The sequence below is a fragment of the Streptomyces echinoruber genome, from assembly GCF_014651135.1.
In the GTDB taxonomy this organism is placed as follows: domain Bacteria; phylum Actinomycetota; class Actinomycetes; order Streptomycetales; family Streptomycetaceae; genus Streptomyces; species Streptomyces echinoruber.
Genome location: NZ_BMWH01000022.1, coordinates 1 through 23,839, shown reverse-complemented (window position 1 = coordinate 23,839; position 23,839 = coordinate 1). Strand labels below are relative to the sequence as shown.

17 protein-coding genes and 2 pseudogenes are annotated in these 23,839 nt (G+C 73.2%); 13 read left to right on the top strand and 6 right to left on the bottom strand.

What is annotated here, in order from left to right:
* Positions 1-112 precede the first annotated feature (112 nt).
* From IE225_RS23090 to IE225_RS23060, 7 genes are all read left to right on the top strand, one after another.
* Positions 113-1,657, top strand: a complete 1,545-nt coding sequence (locus IE225_RS23090) for a gamma-aminobutyraldehyde dehydrogenase (protein WP_190059515.1) — start codon at positions 113-115, stop codon at positions 1,655-1,657.
* A 37-nt stretch (positions 1,658-1,694) separates the two neighbouring features.
* Positions 1,695-2,942, top strand: a complete 1,248-nt coding sequence (locus IE225_RS23085) for a polyamine ABC transporter substrate-binding protein (protein ID WP_190059514.1) — start codon at positions 1,695-1,697, stop codon at positions 2,940-2,942.
* Positions 2,943-2,947: 5 nt separating this feature from the next.
* Positions 2,948-4,099, top strand: a complete 1,152-nt coding sequence (locus tag IE225_RS23080; RefSeq protein WP_190059513.1) for an ABC transporter ATP-binding protein — start codon at positions 2,948-2,950, stop codon at positions 4,097-4,099.
* A gap of 2 nt (positions 4,100-4,101) precedes the next feature.
* Positions 4,102-5,031 carry an ABC transporter permease gene (locus IE225_RS23075; RefSeq protein WP_190059512.1) on the top strand — a complete coding sequence of 310 codons (930 nt, stop codon included), beginning with the start codon at positions 4,102-4,104 and terminating at the stop codon, positions 5,029-5,031.
* On the top strand, positions 5,032-5,850 hold the full coding sequence (locus IE225_RS23070; protein ID WP_190059511.1) for an ABC transporter permease: 819 nt from the start codon (positions 5,032-5,034) through the stop codon (positions 5,848-5,850).
* 4 nt (positions 5,851-5,854) lie between these two features.
* Positions 5,855-7,273 carry an NAD(P)/FAD-dependent oxidoreductase gene (locus IE225_RS23065; RefSeq protein ID WP_190059510.1) on the top strand — a complete coding sequence of 473 codons (1,419 nt, stop codon included), beginning with the start codon at positions 5,855-5,857 and terminating at the stop codon, positions 7,271-7,273.
* Between the two features lie 208 nt (positions 7,274-7,481).
* Positions 7,482-7,958: a hypothetical protein gene (locus IE225_RS23060; protein WP_190059509.1), complete on the top strand. Its 477-nt coding sequence runs from the start codon at positions 7,482-7,484 to the stop codon at positions 7,956-7,958.
* Positions 7,959-7,973: 15 nt separating this feature from the next.
* Here the strand turns inward: IE225_RS23060 and IE225_RS23055 are convergent, their stop codons facing one another.
* The 3 genes from IE225_RS23055 to IE225_RS23045 all read right to left on the bottom strand — a co-directional run bounded on the left by IE225_RS23055 (position 7,974) and on the right by IE225_RS23045 (position 12,854).
* A complete protein-coding gene (locus IE225_RS23055) occupies positions 7,974-8,609 on the bottom strand; it encodes a phosphatase PAP2 family protein (protein WP_308432545.1) in 636 nt (211 codons plus the stop codon).
* Between the two features lie 253 nt (positions 8,610-8,862).
* Positions 8,863-10,533, bottom strand: coding sequence for a PucR family transcriptional regulator (locus tag IE225_RS23050; RefSeq protein ID WP_190059507.1), 1,671 nt, complete (start codon positions 10,531-10,533; stop codon positions 8,863-8,865).
* 197 nt (positions 10,534-10,730) lie between these two features.
* Entirely contained in the window at positions 10,731-12,854 is a 2,124-nt protein-coding gene (locus IE225_RS23045; protein ID WP_190059506.1) for an ATP-binding protein, read from the bottom strand.
* A 250-nt stretch (positions 12,855-13,104) separates the two neighbouring features.
* On the opposite strand from IE225_RS23045, the gene gabT reads away from it, so the two are divergent.
* Both gabT and IE225_RS23035 read left to right on the top strand, forming a co-directional pair.
* Positions 13,105-14,439, top strand: coding sequence for a 4-aminobutyrate--2-oxoglutarate transaminase (gene gabT, locus IE225_RS23040; RefSeq protein WP_190059505.1), 1,335 nt, complete (start codon positions 13,105-13,107; stop codon positions 14,437-14,439).
* Between the two features lie 521 nt (positions 14,440-14,960).
* A complete protein-coding gene (locus tag IE225_RS23035) occupies positions 14,961-16,406 on the top strand; it encodes an aldehyde dehydrogenase family protein (RefSeq protein ID WP_190059597.1) in 1,446 nt (481 codons plus the stop codon).
* 82 nt (positions 16,407-16,488) lie between these two features.
* On the opposite strand, the gene IE225_RS23030 is transcribed toward IE225_RS23035, so the two are convergent.
* The 3 genes and pseudogenes from IE225_RS23030 to IE225_RS23020 all read right to left on the bottom strand — a co-directional run bounded on the left by IE225_RS23030 (position 16,489) and on the right by IE225_RS23020 (position 18,291).
* Positions 16,489-16,755, bottom strand: coding sequence for a hypothetical protein (locus IE225_RS23030; protein ID WP_373303261.1), 267 nt, complete (start codon positions 16,753-16,755; stop codon positions 16,489-16,491).
* A gap of 10 nt (positions 16,756-16,765) precedes the next feature.
* Positions 16,766-17,296: pseudogene (locus tag IE225_RS23025) on the bottom strand (glycoside hydrolase family 31 family protein); the annotation flags it as partial.
* Positions 17,257-18,291 carry a LacI family DNA-binding transcriptional regulator gene (locus IE225_RS23020; protein ID WP_190059504.1) on the bottom strand — a complete coding sequence of 345 codons (1,035 nt, stop codon included), beginning with the start codon at positions 18,289-18,291 and terminating at the stop codon, positions 17,257-17,259. The pseudogene IE225_RS23025 and the gene IE225_RS23020, both read right to left, overlap by 40 nt.
* A gap of 642 nt (positions 18,292-18,933) precedes the next feature.
* On the opposite strand from IE225_RS23020, the gene IE225_RS23015 reads away from it, so the two are divergent.
* From IE225_RS23015 to IE225_RS23000, 4 genes and pseudogenes are all read left to right on the top strand, one after another.
* Positions 18,934-20,874 carry an acyl-CoA dehydrogenase family protein gene (locus tag IE225_RS23015; RefSeq protein WP_190059503.1) on the top strand — a complete coding sequence of 647 codons (1,941 nt, stop codon included), beginning with the start codon at positions 18,934-18,936 and terminating at the stop codon, positions 20,872-20,874.
* 98 nt (positions 20,875-20,972) lie between these two features.
* Positions 20,973-22,235, top strand: a complete 1,263-nt coding sequence (gene dxr / locus IE225_RS23010; RefSeq protein ID WP_190059502.1) for a 1-deoxy-D-xylulose-5-phosphate reductoisomerase — start codon at positions 20,973-20,975, stop codon at positions 22,233-22,235.
* Complete coding sequence (locus IE225_RS23005; protein ID WP_506004986.1) at positions 22,232-23,536, top strand: M50 family metallopeptidase; 1,305 nt, start codon at positions 22,232-22,234, stop codon at positions 23,534-23,536. Before dxr ends, IE225_RS23005 begins: the two co-directional genes overlap by 4 nt.
* 183 nt (positions 23,537-23,719) lie before the next feature.
* Positions 23,720-23,839 (top strand): annotated as a pseudogene (locus tag IE225_RS23000) (flavodoxin-dependent (E)-4-hydroxy-3-methylbut-2-enyl-diphosphate synthase); the annotation flags it as partial.

Genomic DNA, 23,839 nt, shown 5'->3' with positions numbered 1-23,839 from the left:
AAAAGGAAACAACGGAATCACTTGTTGGCATCCCGTTGCTCTGTCAGGATCGGCATTCACATCGAGCCTGAGCCACGCCGGCCCCCGTGGCGGGGACGCGGAGGAGAGCGACATGCACCACGAGGCCGACGCACGCTTCCCGGCCCAGGAACGTTTCGCCGACGGCGCGCTGCACCTCGCCGGCCGCCCGGCCAAGGGCACCTCGGGCCGTACGCACACCGTCGTCGACCCGGCCACCGGCGCGCCGGTGTACACCTACGACCTGGCCGGAGCCGAGGACGTGGACGCGGCGGTGGCCGCCGCCCGCGCCGCGTTCCCGGAGTGGGCGGGCGCCACGCCCGGTGAGCGCTCCGACGCGCTGCACCGCCTGGCGGACGTCCTCGCCGACCGCGCCGAGGACCTCGCCCGCGCGGAGTCCCTGCAGTGCGGCAAGCCGCTGAAGCTGTCCCGCGGGTTCGACGTGCCGGGCACGATCGACAACACCGCGTTCTTCGCGGGCGCCGCCCGGCACCTGCAGGGCCAGTCGGCGGGGGAGTACTCCGGCGACCACACCTCCTACGTACGCCGGGAACCCGTCGGTGTCGTCGGCTCGGTCGCACCCTGGAACTACCCTTTGCAGATGGCCGCCTGGAAGATCCTCCCGGCGATCGCCGCGGGCAACACCGTCGTGCTGAAGCCCGCCGAGCTCACCCCGCTCACCTCGCTGCTGTTCGCCCGGGCGGCGCGGGACGCGGGCATCCCCGACGGCGTGGTCAACGTCGTCACCGGCACCGGCGAGGAGGCCGGGGAGCACCTCGTCGGCCACCCCGACGTGGCCATGGTCTCCTTCACCGGCTCCACGGCCGTCGGCCGACGGGTCGCCGGGATCGCCGGCGCCGCCGTCAAACGGCTCCACCTGGAACTCGGCGGCAAGGCGCCCTTCGTCGTCTTCGACGACGCCGACCTGGAGGCCGCGGTGCACGGCGCGGTCGCCGGCGCCCTTGTCAACACCGGGCAGGACTGCACGGCCGCCACCCGCGCGTACGTGCAGCGGCCCCTGTACGAGGCGTTCGTCGAGCAGACCGCCGCGCTCATGGAGACCGTCCGGCTCGGCGACCCCTTCGCCCCCGGCACCGATCTGGGCCCGCTCGTCTCGCACGCCCACCGCGACCGCGTCGCCGGCTTCGTGGACCGGGCGCGTGCCTACGCGCGCGTGGTCACCGGCGGCGAGGCGCCCGGCGGGGACCTCGCCGCGGGCGCCTACTACCGGCCGACGCTGATCGCCGGCGCCCCGCAGGACAGCGAGGTCGTGCAGGCGGAGATCTTCGGCCCGGTGCTGGTGGTCCTGCCGTTCGACGGCGACGACGACGGCCTCCGGCTGGCCAACGACACCCCCTACGGGCTCGCCGCCTCGGCGTGGACTCGCAGCGTCTACCGGGCGCACCGCGCCACCCGCGAGATCCGCGCGGGCTGCGTGTGGATCAACGACCACATCCCGATCGTCAGCGAGATGCCGCACGGCGGCCACCGGGCGTCCGGCTTCGGCAAGGACATGTCCGCCTACTCCTTCGAGGAGTACACGCAGATCAAGCACGTCATGTTCGACAACACCGCGGTGGCCAGGAAGGGCTGGCACCGCACCGTCTTCGGGGACCGACAGCAGCACCAGGCCGTCTGACCCGCGGCCGTCCACCTCCCGAAAGGGCACCACGCGCATGGAGCAGTACGAGCCCGACCGCCTGTCCCCGGCCCAGGTGGCCGCCATGCGGCGCAGTCTGCGCAACGGCAGGGCCTCCCTCACCCGCCGTTCGCTGCTGCGCGCCTGCGCGGGCGGCGCACTCGCCACCGGCGGTCTCGGGGCGCTCGGCGCCTGCGGCATCCCCCCGGCGGGCGACACCCGGGGCGGCGTCTCCGCCCAGGACCACTCGGCCGAGGAGAAGGTCGTCCACTTCTCCAACTGGACCGAGTACATCGACGTCGACGACAGCGGGAAACACCACCCGACGCTCGACACGTTCCGCCGGCGCACCGGGATCACGGTCAAGTACACCGAGGACATCAACGACAACAACGAGTTCTTCGCCAAGATCAAGCCGCAGCTCGCCGCGGGCCAGGACACCGGCCGCGACCTCGTCGTCCTCACCGACTGGCTGGCCGCCCGCCTGATCCGCCTGGGGTGGGCGCAGAAGCTGGACCCGTCCCACCTGCCGCACGCCTTCGCGAACCTGTCGGACCAGTTCCGCAGCCCCGACTGGGACCCGGGCCGCGCCTACTCCTACCCCTGGCAGGGCATCTCGACCGTCATCGCGTACAACAAGAAGGCGCTCGACGGCATCGAGGTGAAGTCGGTCTCCGACCTGCTCGACAACCCCCGGCTCAAGGGCCGCGTCGGCTTCCTGTCCGAGATGCGCGACAGCATCGGCATGACGCTGCTGGACATGGGCAAGGACCCGGCGAGGTTCACCGACGACGACTTCGACGCGGTGATCGCCCGCCTGCAGAAGGCCGTCGACAAGGGCCAGATCCGCCGCTTCACCGGCAACGACTACACGTCCGACCTCACCAAGGGCGACTTCGCCGCGTGCCTGGCCTGGGCCGGTGACGTGGTGCAGCTCAAGGCGGACAGCCCGGACGTCGACTTCGTCATCCCCGACAGCGGCTACATGACGTCGACCGACAACCTGCTGATCCCCAACAAGGCGCGCCACAAGACGAACGCCGAGCGCCTCATCGACTTCTTCTACGAGCCCGAGCAGGCCGCCGCGCTCTCCGCCTACGTCAACTACGTGTCCCCGGTCGAGGGCGTGAAGCCCTACCTCGCGAAGATCGACGAGAGTGCGGCGGACAATCCGCTGATCATTCCCGACCAGGCCATGGCCGCGAAGTCGCACGCCTTCCGCTCACTGAGCACGGAGGAAGAGACGGCCTACGAATCGAAGTTCGCGAAGCTCACCGGGGCGTGACGAAGATGACGACAGACAACAGCGGCGACGTCCGCCTGTGCGGAATCAGCAAGACCTACGGCTCCTTCACCGCCGTGCACCCACTGGACCTGACCGTGCCGCAGGGCTCCTTCTTCGCCCTGCTCGGCGCGTCCGGCTGCGGCAAGACCACCACCCTGCGCATGATCGCCGGCCTGGAGGAGCCCACGACGGGCACCGTCCTCCTCGGCGACCAGGAGGTGACCCACCTGCCGCCGTACAAGCGCCCGGTGAACACCGTCTTCCAGTCCTACGCCCTCTTCCCGCACCTGGACGTCTTCGAGAACGTCGCCTTCGGCCTGCGCCGGCGCGGCATCAAGTCGGTGCGGAAGCAGGTCGAGGAGATGCTGGAACTCGTCCAGCTCGGCGAGCAGGCCCGCAAGAAGCCGCACCAGCTCTCCGGCGGCCAGCAGCAGCGCGTCGCCGTGGCCCGCGCGCTGATCAACCACCCCAAGGTGCTCCTCCTCGACGAGCCCCTCGGCGCCCTCGACCTGAAGCTGCGCCGCCAGATGCAGCTGGAGCTCAAGCGCATCCAGACCGAGGTCGGCATCACCTTCGTCCACGTCACGCACGACCAGGAGGAGGCCATGACGATGGCCGACACGGTCGCCGTGATGAACGCCGGCCGCGTCGAGCAGCTCGGCTCGCCGACCGACCTGTACGAGAACCCGCGGACCACGTTCGTCGCCAACTTCCTCGGCACCTCCAACCTCATCGAGGCCGAGATCGACTCCGCCGCCGGCGGCGACATCGTCCTGAAGGCGGGCGGCGGCAAGCTCGTACTGCCCCGGGCGCGGTGTTCCGCACCGGCGACGACCGGCGGCAAGGTGCTGGTCGGCGTCCGCCCGGAGAAGATCTCCCTCACCCACGCCGACGAGGCCGGCGGGATACCCGAGGGCCGCAACCGCATCACCGGCCGGATCGTCGACTCCAGCTTCATCGGCGTCTCCACCCAGTACGTCGTCGACAGCCCGGTCTGCCCCCGGTTCGAGGTCTACGCCCAGAACATCGACCGCGATCCCCGCCTGGTGCCCGGCGCCGAGGTCGTCCTGCACTGGAACCCGGCCCACACCTTCGGACTGGACGCGGCGCAGGACATCGACGCGGGCGTCGGAACGGCCGAGGAGGAGGGCGCGTAGAGATGACGACACTCACCGAGGCACCCCCGCCCCTGGCCCCGGCCGCTCCCGGGCGCAGGCCGCCGCGCAGACGGGGCCGCCTGGTGCCGTACTGGCTGCTGCTGCCCGGCATCCTGTGGCTGCTGCTGTTCTTCGCGCTGCCGATGGTCTACCAGGCCTCCACGTCCGTGCAGACGGGCTCCCTGGAGCAGGGCTACAAGGTGACCTGGCACTTCGCCGCCTACGGGGACGCGCTGTCCGCGTACTGGCCGCAGTTCCTGCGCTCGGTGGTCTACGCGGCCGTCGCCACGCTGCTGTGTCTGCTGCTGGGTTACCCGCTGGCGTACCTGATCGCCTTCCGCGCGGGCCGCTGGCGCAACCTGGTCATGATCATGGTGATCGCGCCGTTCTTCACCACCTTCCTGATCCGCACCCTGGCCTGGAAGACGATCCTCGCGGACGACGGTCCCGTCGTGCACACCCTGACCTCGCTGCACGTCCTGGACCTGACCGACTGGCTCGGCTGGACGGCCGGCGACCGCGTCCTGGCCACCCCGCTCGCGGTGGTGTGCGGCCTGACGTACAACTTCCTGCCGTTCATGATCCTGCCGCTGTACACCTCGCTGGAGCGCATCGACGGACGGCTCCACGAGGCGGCCGGCGACCTGTACGCCAAGCCGTTCACGACCTTCCGCAAGGTCACCTTCCCGCTGTCGATGCCGGGCGTGGTCTCCGGCACGCTGCTGACCTTCATCCCGGCCGCGGGCGACTACGTCAACGCCGAACTGCTCGGCTCCACCGACACCCGCATGGTCGGCAACGTCATCCAGGCGCAGTTCCTGCGGGTCCTGGACTATCCGACGGCCGCGGCCCTCTCCTTCATCCTGATGGCCGCCATCCTCCTGATGGTCACGTTCTACATCCGCAAGTCCGGCACGGAGGATCTGGTCTGAATGGCCTTCGTCAACTGGCTCAAGCGCAACCTCGTCGTCCTCGCGGGACTGCTGACGCTTGGATACCTGCTGCTGCCGAACGTCGTCGTGACGGTGTTCTCCTTCAACGCGCCGAAGGGACGCTTCAACTACGAGTGGCAGCGGTTCTCCACCAACGCCTGGAAGGACCCGTGCGGGGTCTCCGGCATGTGCGGCTCGCTGTCGCTCAGCCTCCAGATCGCGGTGTGGGCGACGATCGGCGCCACGACCCTCGGCACGATGATCGCCTTCGCGCTGGTCCGCTACCGCTTCCGCGCCCGCGGCGCGGTCAACGCCCTGATCTTCCTGCCGATGGCGATGCCCGAGGTCGTCATGGCGGCCTCGCTGCTCACCCTGTTCCTCAACATGGGCGCCCGACTGGGCTTCTGGACGATCCTGATCGCCCACATCATGTTCTGCCTGAGCTTCGTCGTGACGGCGGTCAAGGCGCGCGTGATGTCGATGGACCCCCGGCTGGAACAGGCGGCGCAGGACCTCTACGCGGGCCCGGCCCAGACCTTCCTGCGGGTCACCCTGCCCATCGCCGCCCCCGGTATCGCGGCCGGCGCGCTGCTCGCCTTCGCGCTCTCCTTCGACGACTTCATCATCACCAACTTCAACGCGGGCTCGACCGTCACCTTCCCCATGTTCGTGTGGGGTTCCGCCCAGCGCGGCACGCCCGTCCAGATCAACGTCATCGGCACGGCCATGTTCGTCGTCGCCGTGCTGCTCGTCCTGGCCTCCATGGCCGTCGGCAACCGCCGAACGAAACAGAAGGCACAAGCCCTCGTAGGGAGTTGACATCATGGCCCCGAGCGCCATGAGCCGTTGGACACCGTCCCTCTCCGAGGCCCGGCCAATCCCGTACTGGCTGGACGACCCCGCACGGCCCCGCCCCGAGCCCGCGCTGACCGCCGCCGAGACCTGCGACCTGCTGGTCGTCGGCGGCGGGTACAGCGGACTGTGGACCGCGCTCCTCGCCAAGGAGCGCGACCCGCGGCGGGACGTGGTCCTGCTCGAGGGCCGCGAGGCGGGCTGGGCCGCCTCGGGCCGCAACGGCGGCTTCTGCGCCGCCTCCCTCACGCACGGCCTGGCCAACGGCCTGGCCCGCTGGCCCGGCGAGATCCACACACTGCAGGAGCTGGGCGCCCGCAACCTCGACGAGATCGAGGCGGCCGTCGCCCGCTACTCCCTCGACTGCGACTTCGAGCGCACCGGCGAGATCGACGTCGCCACCGAGCCGTACCAGGCGTGGGAACTGCGCGACTGGTACGAGGAGATCAGCCGCCGCGGCCTCGCCGAGGACGTGGAGTTCCTGGACGCCGACGCGGTGCGGGAACAGGTCGACTCCCCGACCTTCGAGGCCGGCCTGTGGGACCGCCGGGGCGTGGCCATGCTGCACCCGGCCAAGCTGGCCTGGGGCCTGAAGCGGGCCTGCCTCGACCTGGGCGTGCGCGTCTACGAGCACACCCCCGCCCTGACGCTGGAGCCGTACGGCGCCGGCATGGCCGTACGCACCCCCTACGGCCGGGTGCGCACCCGGCAGGTGGCCCTCGGCACGAACGTCTTCCCCAACCTGGTCCGACGCGTCCGCGCCTACACCGTCCCGGTCTACGACTACGCGCTGATGACCGAGCCGCTCACCGCCGGCCAACTGGCGTCGCTCGGCTGGAAGAACCGCCAGGGCCTCGGGGACTCGGCGAACCAGTTCCACTACTTCCGGCTCTCCGCCGACAACCGGATCCTGTGGGGCGGATACGACGCGATCTACCCGTACGGCGGCCGGGTGCGCGCCGAGTACGAGGACCGCCCGGAGACCTACGCCAAGCTCGCCGGGCACTTCTTCACCTGCTTCCCGCAACTGGAGGGCGTCCGCTTCACCCACGCCTGGGGCGGCGCCATCGACACCTGCTCCCGCTTCTCGGCGTTCTTCGGCACCGCCCACCGGGGGCGGGTGGCCTACGCGGCGGGCTACACCGGCCTCGGCGTGGGCGCCACCCGCTTCGGCGCCGAGGTGATGCTGGACCTGCTGGCGGGGGAGCGCACCGAGCGCACGGAACTCGGCATGGTCCGCAGAAAGCCGCTGCCGTTCCCGCCGGAGCCGTTCGCCTGGACCGGTATCGCGCTCACCAAGTGGTCGCTGGCCCGCGCCGACGCGCACGGCGGGCGGCGCAACCTGTGGCTGCGGGCGATGGACCGGCTGGGCCTCGGCTTCGACAGTTGACCCGCCGGCCGGGGCACACTCGCAGACCGGGGCACACCCCGCAGAACCGGGGTGTGCCCCGTTTCACTCCAAAGGGGCTTCACTCCAAAGGGGCACGGAAACCCGCGTAACGCCTCCCGGGAGATCTCTCTTTCTCTCCGTGCCGGACGTGATCGCGTCCGGCAGGCGCAACCGAGCGCCCAACGGAGCGAAAGAGAGGTCTTCCGCCATGACAGGGCCGAAGACGGCGGTCGCCTGGCTGGCGTCCGTCGCACCCGACCCCGAGGCGTGCCGCCGGGAGTGGGAGCGCAACCCTTTCGGGCCGGCGCTGCTGCCCGCCGGCCGGGCCTGGGACGTGCTGATCCTGCCGGCCCGGCTCGGCCGTCCGACGCTCGACGTCCTCACCCGCGTCCTGGACCGGCCGGGCCCGGTGCTGGCCGGCTTCGGCGACGCCCGCACGGGCTTCCTCGTCCCGCCGGGCACCGCCGCGCACTGGCTGGGCACCGGCATCCGCACCGTCGGGCTGGGCGCCTGGATCGTCGTGCCGCATCCCGGCCGCACCGCCGGAGCCGTCCGCTGGCTGGTCCCGCCGGACGGCTCCGGCACCCTCACCGACCCGGCGCTGCTGGAACTGGCCCTGCATGAGGCGGCGGCGGAACTCGCCACGGGGGAGGGCACGGCGGAGGGCGCGGGGCAGGAGGAATAGGACGGCGGAGGCCGGTCACGCGGGGGACCGGCCGCCGGACGACGGCCGCGGCAGCGCCAGCACCAGCCGCAGCGCGTGCAGCAGCACCGCGCACAGGCACCAGCTCGCCAGCACGTCCAGGGGCCAGTGGTAGCCGTGCCGGACCAGTCCGAAACCCACGCCGAGGTTGACGGCGGCGCAGGCGGCGACCAGCAGGCGCCGGGCGTGCGGCGAGCGCAGCCGGGGAAGGAGGAGCAGGACCGCGGCCCCGTAGGCGACGGCGGCCGTGGCCGTGTGCCCGGAGGGGTAGTAGCCGGTGCCGGGCGGCATCACCGGGGTGCCGGGGCGGGCGGTGAGCTCCTTGAGGGGGAGGACCAGCACCGGCACCAGCACCATCGCCAGCGCCGCCGCGACGGGCGGCCGCCACCAGCCGCGGGCGCCCGAGCCGCGGCCGTGCCGGGCGACGTACGCCAGCACGACGGCCAGGACCGGCACGGCCACCGGCGCGCTCCCGAGGTCGGAGAGGACCTGCGAGACGCGGTCGGGGTGGACGAGCGCCCGGCTGAGGCGGGCGTCCTCGGCCAGCAGCGGGCCGTGACCGGCCACCTGCCAGGTGATCAGGGCGAAGAGCAGCGCGGGCAGGAGGAGCGGGAGCAGGGACGACAGGGACAACGGGGGCAACGGGGACAACGGGGGGAGCCGCCGGGGAAGCGGCTGCGGATCTCGCTGGGTCGGCACGCCGACCAGCTTCTCAGCCCCGGGCCCCGCCCATCGTCCGCCGCCCCGCCCTCCGCCCCGGGCCCGCCCCTTCAGCCGCCGGGCCCGCCTTCCGCCCGTCGGCCCCCACCCTCTGTCCGCGGCCCCGCCCTTCGTCCGCCGGCCGCTCCTTCAGCCGCCGGGCCGTTCCCTGCCCGCCGCCCCGTGCCTACTCCGTGGACGTCGCCTTCAGGGCCAGCCACAGCTCCATCCGCACGTCCGGGTCGTCCAGGGACCGGCCGAGGATCTCCTCGACGCGGCGCATCCGGTAGCGCAGGGTGTGCCGGTGCACGCCGAGTTCGGCGGCCGCGGCGTCCCACTGGCCGTGCCGGGACAGCCAGGCGCGCAGGGAGGCCAGGAGGTCGCCGCGGCCGGTGGCGTCGTGCTCCTGCAAGGGGCGCAGCAGGCCGTCGGCGAAGGCGCGCACGGCGTCGTCGGCGAGCAGGGGCAGCACCGAGCCCGCGGCGAGCTGCTCGTGCTCGACCAGCACCCGGCCGCGGCGCCGCGCCACCGACAGGGCCTGCTCGGCCTGCCGGTAGGCGGCGGCCGCGGCGATCGGCCCGGCCGGTGCGGACATGCCGACGACGAGGTCGGCCGGCTCGCCCGCGGCCGCACGCCGGTGGGCGGTGCGGGCGGCACGGGCCGCCTCGATCGCCGCCGCGTACTGCGTGCACGCGGCGGCCGCGGCACCCCCGTCGGCGGCCAGCACCACCAGCCGCTGCCCGTCGGGGACGACCAGGACCGCCTCCCCGGCACGGGCGGCGGCGGCCTCCACCGTCTCGGCGAGCCCGCCCAGCACGTCGTCGCCCGCGTCGGCGGCGGCCAGCGCGGCGGCCGACGGCCTGGCCGGGGCCGCGGGCGCGGGCGCGTCGGTGGGCAGCCGGGCGGTGGAAGCGGCGGCCGGCTCGGCGACGACGACCCGGAACGGCGCGTCCAGCAGGCCGCCGTACAGCTCCCCGGCGACGGTGCGGGCATGGTCGGGCTCCCCGGCGAGCAGCATGCGCAGCACGGCCGCGCCGAGGCGCTGCTCGGCCGCGTGCAGGGAGCGGGAGCGCTCCGTGGTGAGCGTGAGCAGCGCGATGGCGGAGTGCAGGGCGTAGCGTTCGGCGGTGCCCAGGGTGGCGGCCGTACCGACGGCGAGGACCGCCCGGGGGCGCCGCCCGGTGCCCAGGGTGTGCAGTTCGACGCGGTCGTCGTGGCCGGGGCCGTCGACCACGGACGACGCCGGCGCGGGCCGGTCGCGCAGCCGTTCGACGTCGGCGGTGAGCCGGGCGGCCCGGCGGCCCGCCCACTCCGGCGCGCACGCCACGACGGCGCCTGAGGCGTCGTAGAGCGCCGCCCACCCGTCGACCTGTCCGGCCAGCGCCGCCAGGAGCCCCTCGGGGCCGGCGGTCAGTGCCTGCCGGGTCAGTTCGCGCTGCGCGGCGAAGCCGGCCGTCACCGCCCGGTACTGGTCGGCGGCGAGCGCGGCGGAGACGGCCTTGGTGATGGCGAGGAACGGGGTGCGGCGCGGCACCTCCAGCAGCGGCAGCCCCTCCTGCTCGGCCGCGTCGACGAGGGCCTTGGGGATCTCGTCGTAGTTGACGCCCACGGCGAAGCCCAGTCCGACCACGCCCGCCTCCACCAGCCGCCGGACGTAGCGGCGCATGGCCTCGGGGTCCTCTGCGTCCAGTTTGAGCGCGGTGATGAGCAGCAGCTCGCCGCCCTCCATGTACGGCACCGGGTCGGCGAGCTCGCTGACGTGCGCCCAGCGCACGGGCACGTCCAGGCGGTCCGCGCCCGCCCGCACGGTCAGCTTGAGCGCCGAGTGGTGGACGAGCGAGGCGAGCGTCGGGGGCATGGGGCCTTCAGGTCGGTGTCGGTCGGTGTCCGTCGGTGTCCGTCGGTGTCCGTCGGTGTCCGTCGGTTGTCCGTCTGTGCGGTCTGTGCGGTCGGTGTGGTCGCGATGCAGAACCGGTGATCTTTTGGCCGTCGTGTATGAACGACCTGTGATGATTCTGCCTCACTGTATGGTCGCCGCGCGCCCCGTCGCGGACTTCAGCCCCGCAGGTCCACCAGCAGCGGCGGCGCGTGCTCGCCCCTGACGTCGGTCAGCGACAGCACCGCGTGCCCCGGCGGCACGGCGTGCGCCAGCTCGGAGGCCGACCAGCGCTCCCGCTCGACCTGCCGCACGGTCACCGCCCGCGCGGTGGGCGCCTTGCCGGTGATCACCCGGCGCAGCATGTGCACGGCCTTGCCGGCCGGGGTCTCGGCGATGATCTGCCGGTCGGTGACGTCCCGGGTCTCGGTCCACTCCTTGCCCCACACCTCGGCGAAGTCCTGCCCGTCCCACGGGGTGAGCCCGGACAGCGCCATCCGGCAGCCGGTGGCGCCCAGCAGCGGCCCGCGCAGCGGGCGCGGCACGTCGTCCAGGGTGCGCAGGGTGAGGACCACGCCGGCGTTGGCGGAGCGCAGGCGCTGGACGGCGCGCACCGCCTCCGGGGTGACCACGCCGGTGGCGTCGTCGAGGATCAGGCAGGCGAACAGCGACCGGTCCTCGCGCACCGCGACACTCGCGGCGAACTGGGCGAGCACCAGCCGCGCCAGGATGCGCGAGGCGTCCGCGTGGCCCCGCTCGGGCAGGTCGACCCGCACCCGCACCGGATGGTCCAGGGCCCGCAGCGAGAACGGCCGCGAGCGCCCCGAGGTGTCGAAGAAGGACGCGAACGCGGGCCGGTCCAGCAGCGCCACCCGGTCCGCGAGCACCGCCGCCACGTCACCGGGGTGCCCGAGCTGCCGCTGCCGCGCGTCCAGTTCCCGCAGCAGCGACTCCTGCCCGGCCTGGTGCAGCGCCTCGCGCAGCGCGGCCAGCGGCCCCGGCGCCCCGTCCAGCAGCTGCCGCAGCTCCGGTACGGAGGGGAAGCGGCCGTGCACCGCGCGGAACGGGCCGAGCAGTTGGGCGAGCACCGTGGTGGAGCGGCGGCTGTCGCTGCCCGGGTGCGGGTCGGCGAGGTCGCCGACGAGGGCCTCGGCCAGGACGGCGGCGGCCTCGTCGGGGTCGGTGGTGCCGCCGTACAGGTCGAGGTCGTACTCGGAGTCCGGGTTGCCGATGCGGACGACGACGTCGTAGGCGTCCGCCGGGCCGAGCCCCGCGCCCGCCGCGCCGACCACGACCACACACGCCCGCCCGGCCAGCGCCTGCAGGCACAGCGACTCGGCCAGCGGGCGCACCACGCTGCCGGTCTTGCCGGAGCCGGCCGGGCCGACGGCGAGCAGGGAGGTGCCCAGCAGTTCGGGGCCGAGGGCGAGGCCGGTGCCGCGGTAGGGGTAGGGGTTGCGCGGGTCGTCGGCGGTGGTGCCGAGCCGCACCTGGCCGGTGAGCAGGTCGTGCGGGACGTGCCGGGCGGGCAGGTCGCGGGCGCCGGAGGGGTGCAGGCAGGCGGCGGCGCCGTCGCGCAGCACGGCGCCGGTGAAGGCGGCCAGGCTGTGCGTGCCGTCGCGCACGCCCTGCCAGGCGCGGGTGAGCCGCGCGTGGTCGACGTCCCGCATCAGCCCGGCCCGCGCCTCGGCGGCCAGCCGCTCGGCGGCCTCGTGGGCGCCGGCGGCGCGCAGCGCGGGCCATTCGGCCGGGTCGTGCTCCGGCGCCGGCGGCCGCTCCGGCGCGGGGGCGGTGCGGCTCCAGGCGGGCGGTCCGTAGCGCCGCCACACCTCGCCCCAGCGGCCCAGCCGGGCCACGGCGACCATGATGACCAGCGCGATCAGCAGGTAGTAGGCGTAGACGACCACGACCGCGGCGAAGGTGTGGGGGGCGGCCCAGGAGCGGGGGATCATCGCGTACAGCGGCAGCAGCCACCAGCCGCCCAGGTAGCCGTTCCACAGCAGCGACCAGACCAGCCAGCCCACCAGGAAGGAGATCAGCGCGCCGCCGAGCAGCTGCCGCGCCGGGATCCGCTCCGGTTCCTCCTGCGGCCGCGGCCGGTGGCCGAAGCGCCACACCCCGGGCGCCGCCGGCGGCCGCGGGGTGCGCAGCCAGGTCAGGAAGGCGGAGCCGTCCGGCCGTGGCGGCGCCCCGGGGGCCGTGGCCGGCTTCGGGGGCACCGCGGGCCGTTCCGGCGGCGCCGCCGGACGCGGCACCGGGTTCGCGTGCGTCCCACGGGCGTCCCGCGTCCCGTCGCTGTCCATCGAGCCTGCCCCCTGAGCAGCCGTTCCGACACCCATCAGCGAGCCAATCTAACGCCCACGCCTGGGGAGTTCACCGATGGCGCGGCCCGGGCCGCGCCGAGGTGTCACCGCATCGCCCTGTCCACCGCGGACAATCGCGTCCGGCGAAGGCGCCCACATGGAGCATGCCCACCTCCGGCCGCCCGGCCTAGCCTGCGGGAAAAGAAGGAAAGTGTCCGTAACACCCTCTGCAACACTCCAGGAGCCCCGCATGACCGCAGTTCCGCAGGAGCGCCGCGTCGCCACCGCCATCCCCGGCCCCAAGTCGCAGGAGCTTCAGGCCCGTCGCACCGCCGCGGTCGCGCAGGGCGTGGGCTCGGTCCTGCCCGTGTTCACCGCCCGCGCGGGCGGCGGCATCATCGAGGACGTCGACGGCAACCGTCTGATCGACTTCGGCTCCGGCATCGCCGTCACGTCGGTCGGCGCCTCCGCCGAGGCCGTCGTACGCCGGGCGACCGCCCAGCTCGCCGACTTCACCCACACCTGTTTCATGGTCACGCCGTACGAGGGCTACGTCGCCGTCGCCGAGGCGCTGGCCGAGCTGACCCCGGGCGACCACCCGAAGAAGTCCGCGCTGTTCAACTCCGGCGCCGAGGCCGTCGAGAACGCCGTGAAGATCGCCCGCGCCCACACCAAGCGGCAGGCGGTCGTCGTCTTCGACCACGGCTACCACGGCCGCACCAACCTCACCATGGCGCTCACGGCGAAGAACATGCCGTACAAGCACGGCTTCGGCCCGTTCGCGCCCGAGGTCTACCGCGTCCCGGTCGCCTACGCCTACCGCTGGCCGACCGGCCCGGACAACTGCGGTCCCGAGGCCGCCCGGCAGGCCATCGACCAGATCACCAAGCAGGTCGGCCCGGAGAACGTGGCCGCGATCATCATCGAGCCGGTCCTCGGCGAGGGCGGCTTCATCGAGCCGGCCAAGGGCTTCCTGCCGGCGATCCGCCAGTTCGCCGCCGACCACGGCATCGTCTTCGTCGCCGACGAGATCCAGTCCGGCTTCTGCCGCACCGGCCAGTGGTTCGCCTGCGAGGACGAGGGCATCGTCCCGGACCTGATCACCACCGCCAAGGGCATCGCCGGCGGCCTGCCGCTGGCCGCCGTGACCGGCCGCGCCGAGATCATGGACGCCGCGCACGCGGGCGGCCTCGGCGGCACCTACGGCGGCAACCCGGTGGCCTGCGCGGCCGCGCTCGGCGCGATCGAGACCATGAAGGAGCTCGACCTCAACGCGAAGGCCCGGCGGATCGGGGAGATCATGAAGGCCCGGCTGACGGCCATGGCCGAGAAGTTCGAGGTCATCGGCGACGTCCGCGGCCGCGGCGCGATGATCGCCATCGAGCTCGTCAAGGACCGGACGACGAAGGAGCCGGACCCGCAGACCACCGCCGCCCTCGCCAAGGCCTGCCACCAGGAGGGCGTGCTGGTCCTGACCTGCGGCACCTACGGCAACGTGGTGCGCTTCCTGCCGCCGCTCGTCATCGGCGAGGACCTTCTCAACGAGGGCCTGGACGTCGTCGAGCAGGCGTTCACGCGCATCTGAGCCGGCCGTCGCACGCCTGACGAGGCCGAACGTCGGGCCGTGTGAAGAACGTGTGCGAGGTGGATGGCGGGAGGCCGCAGCGGCTGTCGCGGGCGCATCCCCTGGCGTAGGTTCATCTCCAGATGAGAGATACACCCGCCCGCAGGGGACTGCGGGCGGTCAGGCCGGGGCCTCCCCAGCTTCGACCTGGTCGTGCCTCGCGCACACAACCGGGGCTCCGGCTCCGGATTCTCCGCACGATCGGACGGTCGCCCGCCCCAGACCCCCCGGGGCGCGCGACGTTCCGGTCTGTCCGGCCGCCTCGGAACCACCCCCCGGTTCCGAGGCGGCCGACTTGTTTCCCCCACCCTCCGATTCATCAGTCCCTGCTGCCGCCTCTACAAACCGGCGCATCCCCCGCGGTCACTGCTACGACTCGGACAAGCGCCGACGGGCCCGGGCCGCCCTACCGTGGAGCTGGAACAAGCCAGCAACACACCTCAACGCGGAAGGGCCGGGACTCGCACATGCCCGAGAACTCTGTGGCCGCCACCCACGCCTTCTGGCTCGCCGGCCGCCAGGCCACCGGCGAGGACACCTTCGACGTCACCTCCCCGTGGGACGGCCGGGTCGTTGCCGCCGTGAGCGTGCCCACCGAGGCCCAGGTCGAGGAGGCCGTGGCCGCCGCGTACGCCGTGCGGGACGAGTTCGCCGCCACCCCGGCGCACGTGCGCGCCGCCGCCCTCGACCACGTCAGCCGGCGCCTGGCCGAGCGCGCCGAGGAGATCGCCCGCCTGATCTCCGCCGAGAACGGCAAGCCGATCAAGTGGGCGCGCGGCGAGGTCGGCCGCGCGGTCTCCGTGTTCCGCCTCGCGGCCGAGGAGGCGCGGCGGTTCAACGGCGGCGAGGGGCAGCGGCTGGACACCGACGCCGGCGGCCAGGGCCGGCTCGCCCTCGTCCGCCGCTTCCCCAAGGGCGTCGTACTCGGCATCGCGCCGTTCAACTTCCCGCTGAACCTGTGCGCCCACAAGGTCGCCCCGGCGATCGCGGCCGGCGCGCCCATCATCCTCAAGCCGGCGCCCGCCACCCCGCTCTCCGGCCTGGTCCTCGGCGAACTGCTCGCCGAGACCGACCTGCCCGCCGGCTCCTGGAGCATCCTGCCGGTGCCCAACGACCGCATGCCCGCCCTGGTCCAGGACGAGCGGCTGCCGGTCATCTCCTTCACCGGCTCCGAGAAGGTCGGCTACGCCATCATGGACTCGGTGCCGCGCAAGCACTGCACGCTGGAGCTGGGCGGCAACGGCGCCGCGGTCGTGCTGGCCGACTGGGCGAGCGAGGAGGACCTGGACTGGGCGGCGCAGCGCATCGCCACCTTCTCCAACTACCAGGGCGGCCAGTCCTGCATCTCCGTCCAGCGGGTCATCGCCGACGCCGCCGTCTACGACCGGCTCGTGCCGCGCATCGTGGCCGCCGTCGAGGCCCAGGTCACCGGCGACCCGAACGACGACGCCACCGACGTGGGCCCGCTGATCAGCGAGGACGCCGCCAAGCGCGTGGAGTCCTGGGTCCAGGAGGCGGTGGACGCCGGCGCCACCCTGCTCACCGGCGGCAAGCGCGACGGCGCCTCCTACGCGCCCACCGTGCTCGCCGACGTGCCGGCCGACGTGACGATCTCCTGCGAGGAGGTCTTCGGCCCGGTGCTGACCGTGCAGAAGGTGACCGGCGAGGCCGAGGCCTTCGCCGCCGTCAACGACTCCAAGTACGGCCTGCAGGCGGGCGTGTTCACCCACGACCTGCAGACCGCCTTCCGCGCCCACCGCGCCCTGGAGGTCGGCGGCGTCGTCATCGGCGACGTCCCGTCCTACCGCGCCGACCAGATGCCCTACGGCGGCGTCAAGCAGTCCGGCGTCGGCCGGGAGGGCGTGCGGTCCGCGATGGAGGACTACACCTACGAGCGGGTCCTGGTGCTCACCGGCATCCAGCTCTGAACCCGCGCCCATGAAGGGGCCCGGCACCGTTGCCCACCGGTGCCGGGCCCCCTCATCTCCCCGTCGGCCCGCGTCCGGACCCTCAACCGGAGAACCGGAGAAGCCGACGTGCGCAGCCGCAGCGGGCCGCAGCGGGCCGCAGCGGGCCGCGCAGAGTGATCCGCACGTCGTGCACGCCCTCGACGGCCAGGTCCGCGCCGAGCGTGGTGCAGTCGTACGGCCCCGAGGTGGGCGCGTCCGGTGCGGGCACCGCCGGCACCGGGCCGCCGTCCAGGGACAGCCCGGCCCGCTCGCCGGGGGCGAGGGTGACGCGGCGGTGCGCGGCGCAGGGGCCGGCCGCCGTTCTCACCGCGCCGTCCTCACTCCGCGACCGGCAGCCGCGCGTCGTCGCGCAGGAACAGCGGGATGCGGTCCAGCGGCGCGTCCACCGTCACCGTCGCACCGCCCTCGTACACCGCCCCCGTCCACGCGTCCGTCCACCGCGCCCCCGCAGGCAGGTACGCGGTGCGGGCCGTGGCGCCCGCGGTGAGCACCGGCGCGACCAGCAGGCCGGGCCCGAACAGGTGGGCGTCGTCGACCGTCCAGGCGGCCTGGTCGCCCGGGAACTCCAGGAACAGCGGGCGCATCACCGGCAGCCCCTCCTCGTGCGCCTGCCGCATCACGTCCAGGACGTACGGCTTGAGGTGCTCGCGCAGTCGCAGGTACCGCGCCGGCACCCGGTACGCCTCCTCGCCGTAGGACCACACCTCGTTGGGGCCGCCGGTCATCTCCGGGCCGAGCGGCATGCCCGGCTCGCGGAAGCCGTGCAGCCGCATCAGCGGCGACAGCGCGCCGAACTGGAACCAGCGGATCAGGACTTCCCGGTAGGCGGGGGCGTCCGGGTCGCCGCCGGGCCGGAGCTGGCGCGCCGCGTCAGCTCGGGCGCGATCAGCACGACCTCGTCGGTGCCGCGGCCGTCGAGCTTGGCGACCAGGTGCTCGACGGCGTACCGGCCCATCTGCCGGGCGGGGATGGAGACGGCCGTGAGCCGCACCGAGGCCTGGGTGGCGACCTGCTCGGGGCAGACGGCGACCACCGACACGTCCTCGGGCACGGCCCGGCCCTGCCGGCGCAGCAGGGCGAGCAGCGGCTCGATCGCCGACTCGTTCTGCACCACGAACCCGGTGGTGGCCGGGCGCTCGTCGAAGACGCGGGCCAGGGTCGCGGCCATCGCGTCGTACCCGCCCTCGCACGGCCGGTGCAGCAGCCGTACGCCCAGCTCGCGGGCGCGGGTGCGCAGGCCGTCCAGGGTGCGCTCGGCGAAGCCGGTGTGCCGCTCGTAGACCGCGGGGGCCTCGCCGATGACGGCGATGTCACGGTGGCCGAGGGCCGCGAGGTGCTCCACGCACAGCGCGCCGGCCGCCGTGAAGTCGAGGTCGACGCAGGTCAGGCCGGTGGTGTCGGCGGGCAGGCCGATGAGGACGGACGGCCGGCCGGTCTGCCGCAGCAGGGGCAGCCGCTCGTCCTCCAGCTCGACGTCCATCAGGATCATCGCGTCGGCCAGCCCGCTGCCGGTGACCCGGCGCACCGCGTCGGGGCCCTCCTCGCCGGTGAGCAGCAGCACGTCGTAGCCGTGGGTGCGGGCGGTGGTCGCCACGGCGATGGCGATCTCCATCATCACCGGCACGTACATGTCGGTGCGCAGGGGGACCATCAGCGCGATGATGTTCGACCTGCTGCCGGCCAGCGCCCGGGCGCCGGCGTTGGGGTGGTAGCCGAGCTCCCGGATGCTCTGCTCGACCCGCTGCCGGGTGCCGGCGGAGATGGACCGCTTGCCGCTGAGGACATAGCTCACCGTGCTCGCCGAGACTCCGGCGTGCCGGGCGACCTCGGCGAGGGTGACCATCCGGCTCTCCAAGCTGGTGAAGCGCTTCGACGGTGCGCGCGGTTGACAGGGCGCGTGAGGGGGGTTCGACAGTAGCTTCACCCGGAGTGGGTGTCCATGGGTCGTCGAAGCGCTTCGACGATTTTTCTTCGCGGCCCCGCTGCCCGCGACTCCCCGGGCGCGCAGAGGAACGTTCCCCCGGAGCGGGCCGTCGACGCAACACCGAGGACCGCGCCGCCACGCGACGGCCCACGCCCCTCGCCGGCACGGCGGCGCCGGGAGGACGGCGCCGGGAGGACGGCGCCGGGAGGACGGCGCCGGGAGGACGGTGCCGGGAGGACGGCGTCGGAAGGGTGGCGCCGGAAGGATGCCCGCGCGTCGGCGTCACCCTTACGGCCGTACCGCCCCGCCCCGCCGGGAGCGCCCCCGCGCCGTCCCGGCCGCACCCCGCCCGGCCCTGCTCCGGCCCCGCCCCGGCGCACACTGACGCGCCGTCAGCCCGGACCGGGACCGGTGGAAGGACCGGTGCGCCCGTGCGCGAGGGGTGGTGGGGTCGGCCCGAATCGGGTACCAACGATCCAGTAGCACCGGTCGGTAACGGTTCGACCCCAAGATCCCTGTTTGGGATCCCAAGATCCCCTATTGGGCGGCGAGGTGACCCTCATGTCCGCAGCACCGGCATCCACGACCCAGCCCCTCGTCACCGAGCGTGAGGCCCGCCAGGTGGCGGAGGCCGCCCGGGAGCAGGAGTGGCGCAAGCCCAGCTTCGCCAAGGAACTGTTCCTGGGCCGCTTCCGGCTCGACCTGATCCACCCTCACCCGCTGCCGGACGCCGAGGCGGCCCAGCGCGGCGAGGAGTTCCTCGCCAAGCTGCGGGACTTCTGCGAGACGGAGATCGACCCGGCGCTGATCGAGCGCGAGGCGCGCATCCCGGACGAGGTGGTCCGGGGCCTGAAGGAACTCGGCGCCTTCGGCATGAAGATCGACACGAAGTACGGCGGCCTCGGCCTCACCCAGCTCTACTACAACAAGGCCCTCGCCCTCGCCGGCTCCGTCAGCCCCGCCGTCGGCGCCCTGCTCTCCGCCCACCAGTCGATCGGCGTCCCGCAGCCGCTGAAGCTGTTCGGCACCGAGGAGCAGAAGGAGGAGTTCCTGCCGCGCTGCGCCCGCACGGACATCTCCGCCTTCCTGCTCACCGAACCGGACGTCGGCTCCGACCCCGCCCGGCTGGCCACCACCGCCGTCCCCGACGGCGACGACTACATCCTCGACGGCGTCAAACTGTGGACCACCAACGGCGTCGTCGCCGACCTGCTCGTCGTCATGGCGCGGGTACCGAAGTCCGAGGGCCACCGCGGCGGCATCACCGCGTTCGTGGTGGAGGCGGCCTCCGAAGGCGTCACCGTGGAGAACCGCAACGCCTTCATGGGCCTGCGCGGCCTGGAGAACGGCGTCACCCGTTTCCACCGCGTCCGCGTCCCCGCCACCCACCGCATCGGCGAGGAGGGCCAGGGCCTGAAGATCGCGCTGACCACGCTGAACACCGGCCGGCTGTCGCTGCCCGCGATGTGCGCCGGGGCCGGCAAATGGTGTTTGAAGATCGCCCGCGAGTGGTCGGCGGCGCGCGAGCAGTGGGGCCGGCCCATCGCGCTGCACGAGGCCGTCGGCGCCAAGATCAGCTTCATCGCGGCGACGGCGTTCGCCCTGGAGGCCGTTGTCGACCTGTCCTCGCAGATGGCCGACGAGGACCGCAACGACATCCGCATCGAGGCCGCCCTGGCCAAGCTGTACGGCTCCGAGATGGCCTGGCGCATGGCCGACGAACTCGTGCAGATCCGCGGCGGCCGCGGTTTCGAGACGGCCGAGTCGCTCGCCGCCCGCGGCGAACGTGCCGTACCCGCCGAGCAGCTCCTGCGCGACCTGCGCATCAACCGCATCTTCGAGGGCTCCACGGAGATCATGCACCTGCTCATCGCCCGCGAGGCCGTCGACGCCCACCTGTCGGTCGCCGGTGACCTCATCGACCCCGGCAAGTCCCTGTCGGACAAGGCGAGGGCGGGCGCCAACGCCGGCGTCTTCTACGCCAAGTGGCTGCCGAAGCTGGTCGCCGGACCGGGCCAGGTCCCCGGCGCCTTCGGCGAGTTCAAACACGACGTCGACCTCTCGACGCACCTGCGCTACGTCGAACGGCACGCCCGCAAGCTCGCCCGCTGCACCTTCTACGCCATGTCCCGCTGGCAGGGCCGGATGGAGACCAAGCAGGGCTTTTTGGGCCGGATCGTCGACATCGGCGCCGAACTGTTCGCGATGAGCGCCGCCTGCGTGCGCGCCGAGATGCTGCGCGCCCGCGGCGACCACGGCCGCGAGGCCTACCAGCTCGCCGACGCCTTCTGCCGCCAGGCCCGCATCCGGGTCGGGGAACTGTTCGACCGCCTGTGGACCAACACCGACGACCTCGACCGCAAGGTCGTCAAGGGCGTCCTCGGCGGTGTCTACACCTGGCTGGAGGAGGGCGTCCTCGACCCCTCCGGCGACGGCCCGTGGATCGCGGACGCCTCGCCCGGCCCCGCGCGCAGGGAGAACGTACGACGCCCCGTCCGCTGACCGGCACGGGGGCGCCCGCACCCGCCGGGCGCCCCCCGGTGCACCCGCACGAGGGACGTGCCGTCCTGCGGCCGGCCGCTTGCGGCGACAATGGAGCAATGACCGACAGTCCAGCCCCTCTCGCCGACCCGCACCTCGTCTTCGACCCCGCAGCGGGGGACGGTCCGAAGGACGTGGTGATCCTCGGCTCCACCGGGTCCATCGGCACCCAGGCCATCGACCTCGTGCTGCGCCACCCGGACCGGTTCCGTGTCACCGGACTCTCCGCCAACGGCGGACGGATCGGCCTCCTCGCCGAACAGGCGCGCCGACTGCGGGTGCGGACCGTCGCCGTCGCCCGCGAGGACGCCGTCCCCGCGCTGCGCGAGGCGCTCGCCGCCGAGTACGGCGCGGGCGAGCCGCTGCCGGAGATCCTCGCCGGCCCCGAGGCGGCCACCCAGCTCGCCGCCTCCGACTGCCACACCGTGCTGAACGGCATCACCGGCTCCATCGGCCTCGCGCCGACCCTGGCCGCCCTGGAGGCCGGCCGCACCCTCGCGCTCGCCAACAAGGAGTCCCTCATCGTCGGCGGCCCGCTGGTCAAGGCGCTCGCCAAGCCGGGCCAGATCATCCCGGTCGACTCCGAACACGCCGCCCTCTTCCAGGCCCTCGCCGCCGGCACCCGCGCGGACGTGCGCAAGCTGGTCGTCACCGCCTCCGGCGGCCCCTTCCGCGGCCGGACCAGGCAGGAACTGGCCCACGTCACCGTCGAGGACGCCCTCGCCCACCCCACCTGGGCGATGGGCCCGGTGATCACCATCAACTCCGCGACCCTCGTCAACAAGGGCCTGGAGGTCATCGAGGCACACCTGCTGTACGACATTCCCTTCGACCGCATTGAGGTGGTCGTGCACCCGCAGTCGTATGTCCACTCGATGATTGAGTTCATAGACGGATCCACCCTCGCCCAGGCGACGCCCCCCGACATGCGCGGGCCCATCGCCATCGGCCTGGCCTGGCCCGAGCGCGTCCCCGACGCGGCCCCCGCCTTCGACTGGAGCAAGGCCTCCACCTGGGAGTTCCTCCCCCTCGACAACGAGGCGTTCCCCTCGGTGAACCTGGCCCGCCACGTCGGCCGGCTCGGCGGCACCGCCCCGGCGGTGTTCAACGCGGCCAACGAGGAGTGCGTCGACGCCTTCCGCGCCGGCCTGCTGCCCTTCACCGGGATCATCGACACCGTCACCCGGGTGGTGGAGGAGCACGGCACCCCGGGTACGGGAACCCCGCTGACCCTGCCGGACGTCCTCGAGGCGGAGACCTGGGCGCGGGCCCGGGCGAGGGAACTGACGCACCGGACGGCGACCGCGGAGGCGCGCGCATGACGACCCTGATGATGATCCTCGGCATAGTCGTCTTCGCGGTCGGTCTGCTGGTCTCCATCGCCTGGCACGAGCTGGGCCACCTGTCCACGGCCAAGATGTTCGGCATCCGCGTGCCGCAGTACATGGTCGGCTTCGGCCCGACCCTGTGGTCCCGCAAGAAGGGCGAGACCGAGTACGGCATCAAGGCCGTCCCGCTCGGCGGCTACATCCGCATGATCGGCATGTTCCCGCCGGGCGAGGACGGACGGATCACCGCCCGCTCCACCTCGCCCTGGCGCGGCATGATCGAGGACGCCCGCTCGGCGGCGTACGAGGAGATCCGGCCGGGCGACGAGACCCGCCTGTTCTACACGCGCGCCCCGTGGAAGCGGATCGTCGTCATGTTCGCGGGCCCCTTCATGAACCTCGTCCTGGCGGTGGCGCTGTTCCTCACCGTCCTGATGGGCTTCGGCATCCCGCAGCAGACCACCACCGTCAGCTCGGTCTCCCAATGCGTCATCGCCCAGAGCGAGAACCGGCAGACCTGCAAGGACACCGACCCGTCCTCCCCGGCCGCCGCCGCCGGCCTCAAGCCCGGCGACCGGATCGTCTCCTTCGACGGGGTGCGCACCACCAGCTGGAACCAGCTCTCCGACCTCATCCGCGCCGTCCCCGGCAAGCAGGTGCCGATCGTCGTCGAGCGCAAGGGCCACCAACTGACCCTGCACGCGAAGATCGCCACCAACAAGGTCGCCAAGAAGGACTCCAGCGGCCAGCCCGTCCAGGGCCAGTACGTCACCGCCGGCTTCCTCGGCTTCAGCGCCGCCACCGGCGTCGTCCGCCAGGACTTCGGCCAGTCCCTGACCTGGATGGGCGACCACGTCGACCAGGCCGTCGACTCCCTGGCAAGCCTGCCCGGCAAGATCCCGGCGCTGTGGGCGGCGGCCTTCGACGGCGCCCCCCGCCAGGCCGACTCGCCGATGGGCGTGGTCGGCGCGGCCCGCGTCGGCGGCGAGATCTTCACCCTCGACATCCCGCCCACCCAGCAACTGGCCAGCTTCCTGATGCTGGTCGCCGGCTTCAACCTCTCCCTGTTCCTGTTCAACATGCTCCCGCTGCTCCCGCTCGACGGCGGCCACATCGCGGGCGCCGTCTGGGAGTCCGTCCGCCGGCACACCGCCCGGCTGCTGCGCCGCCCGGACCCCGGTCCGTTCGACGTGGCGAAGCTGATGCCGGTGGCGTACGTCGTCGCGGGCATCTTCATCTGCTTCACGCTGCTGGTGCTCATCGCCGACGTCGTCAACCCGGTCAGAATCTCGTAGCCGCATCCGGTGGCCACCCGCTGTTCACGGGCGGCCGGGGAGGTCCAACCCCCGGCCGCCTCCCCCCGGGTGGACCGGCGGGAGCGGGTGTGCCGGGGGTGCGGCCGGTGCCGTAATCTCGGAGTCCGAAGCCCGCTGTCCACGGGACCGGACCTTGATCCACGACTTGGGGTTGCACAGCAGATGACTGCGATTTCTCTCGGCATGCCGTCCGTTCCGACCAAGCTCGCCGAGCGGCGGAAGAGCCGGCAGATCATGGTCGGTCCGGTGGCGGTGGGCGGGGACGCGCCGGTGTCGGTGCAG

Excerpts from the sequence above, each read along its gene's own strand:
- IE225_RS23090 (WP_190059515.1), top strand. The coding sequence starts at position 113 with ATGCACCACGAGGCCGACGCACGCTTCCCGGCCCAGGAACGTTTCGCC.
- IE225_RS23085 (WP_190059514.1), top strand. The coding sequence starts at position 1,695 with ATGGAGCAGTACGAGCCCGACCGCCTGTCCCCGGCCCAGGTGGCCGCC.
- IE225_RS23080 (WP_190059513.1), top strand. The coding sequence starts at position 2,948 with ATGACGACAGACAACAGCGGCGACGTCCGCCTGTGCGGAATCAGCAAG.
- IE225_RS23075 (WP_190059512.1), top strand. The coding sequence starts at position 4,102 with ATGACGACACTCACCGAGGCACCCCCGCCCCTGGCCCCGGCCGCTCCC.
- IE225_RS23070 (WP_190059511.1), top strand. The coding sequence starts at position 5,032 with ATGGCCTTCGTCAACTGGCTCAAGCGCAACCTCGTCGTCCTCGCGGGA.
- IE225_RS23065 (WP_190059510.1), top strand. The coding sequence starts at position 5,855 with ATGGCCCCGAGCGCCATGAGCCGTTGGACACCGTCCCTCTCCGAGGCC.
- IE225_RS23060 (WP_190059509.1), top strand. The coding sequence starts at position 7,482 with ATGACAGGGCCGAAGACGGCGGTCGCCTGGCTGGCGTCCGTCGCACCC.
- IE225_RS23050 (WP_190059507.1), bottom strand. The coding sequence starts at position 10,533 with ATGCCCCCGACGCTCGCCTCGCTCGTCCACCACTCGGCGCTCAAGCTG.
- IE225_RS23045 (WP_190059506.1), bottom strand. The coding sequence starts at position 12,854 with ATGGACAGCGACGGGACGCGGGACGCCCGTGGGACGCACGCGAACCCG.
- gabT (WP_190059505.1), top strand. The coding sequence starts at position 13,105 with ATGACCGCAGTTCCGCAGGAGCGCCGCGTCGCCACCGCCATCCCCGGC.
- IE225_RS23020 (WP_190059504.1), bottom strand. The coding sequence starts at position 18,291 with ATGGTCACCCTCGCCGAGGTCGCCCGGCACGCCGGAGTCTCGGCGAGC.
- IE225_RS23015 (WP_190059503.1), top strand. The coding sequence starts at position 18,934 with ATGTCCGCAGCACCGGCATCCACGACCCAGCCCCTCGTCACCGAGCGT.
- dxr (WP_190059502.1), top strand. The coding sequence starts at position 20,973 with ATGACCGACAGTCCAGCCCCTCTCGCCGACCCGCACCTCGTCTTCGAC.
- IE225_RS23005 (WP_506004986.1), top strand. The coding sequence starts at position 22,232 with ATGACGACCCTGATGATGATCCTCGGCATAGTCGTCTTCGCGGTCGGT.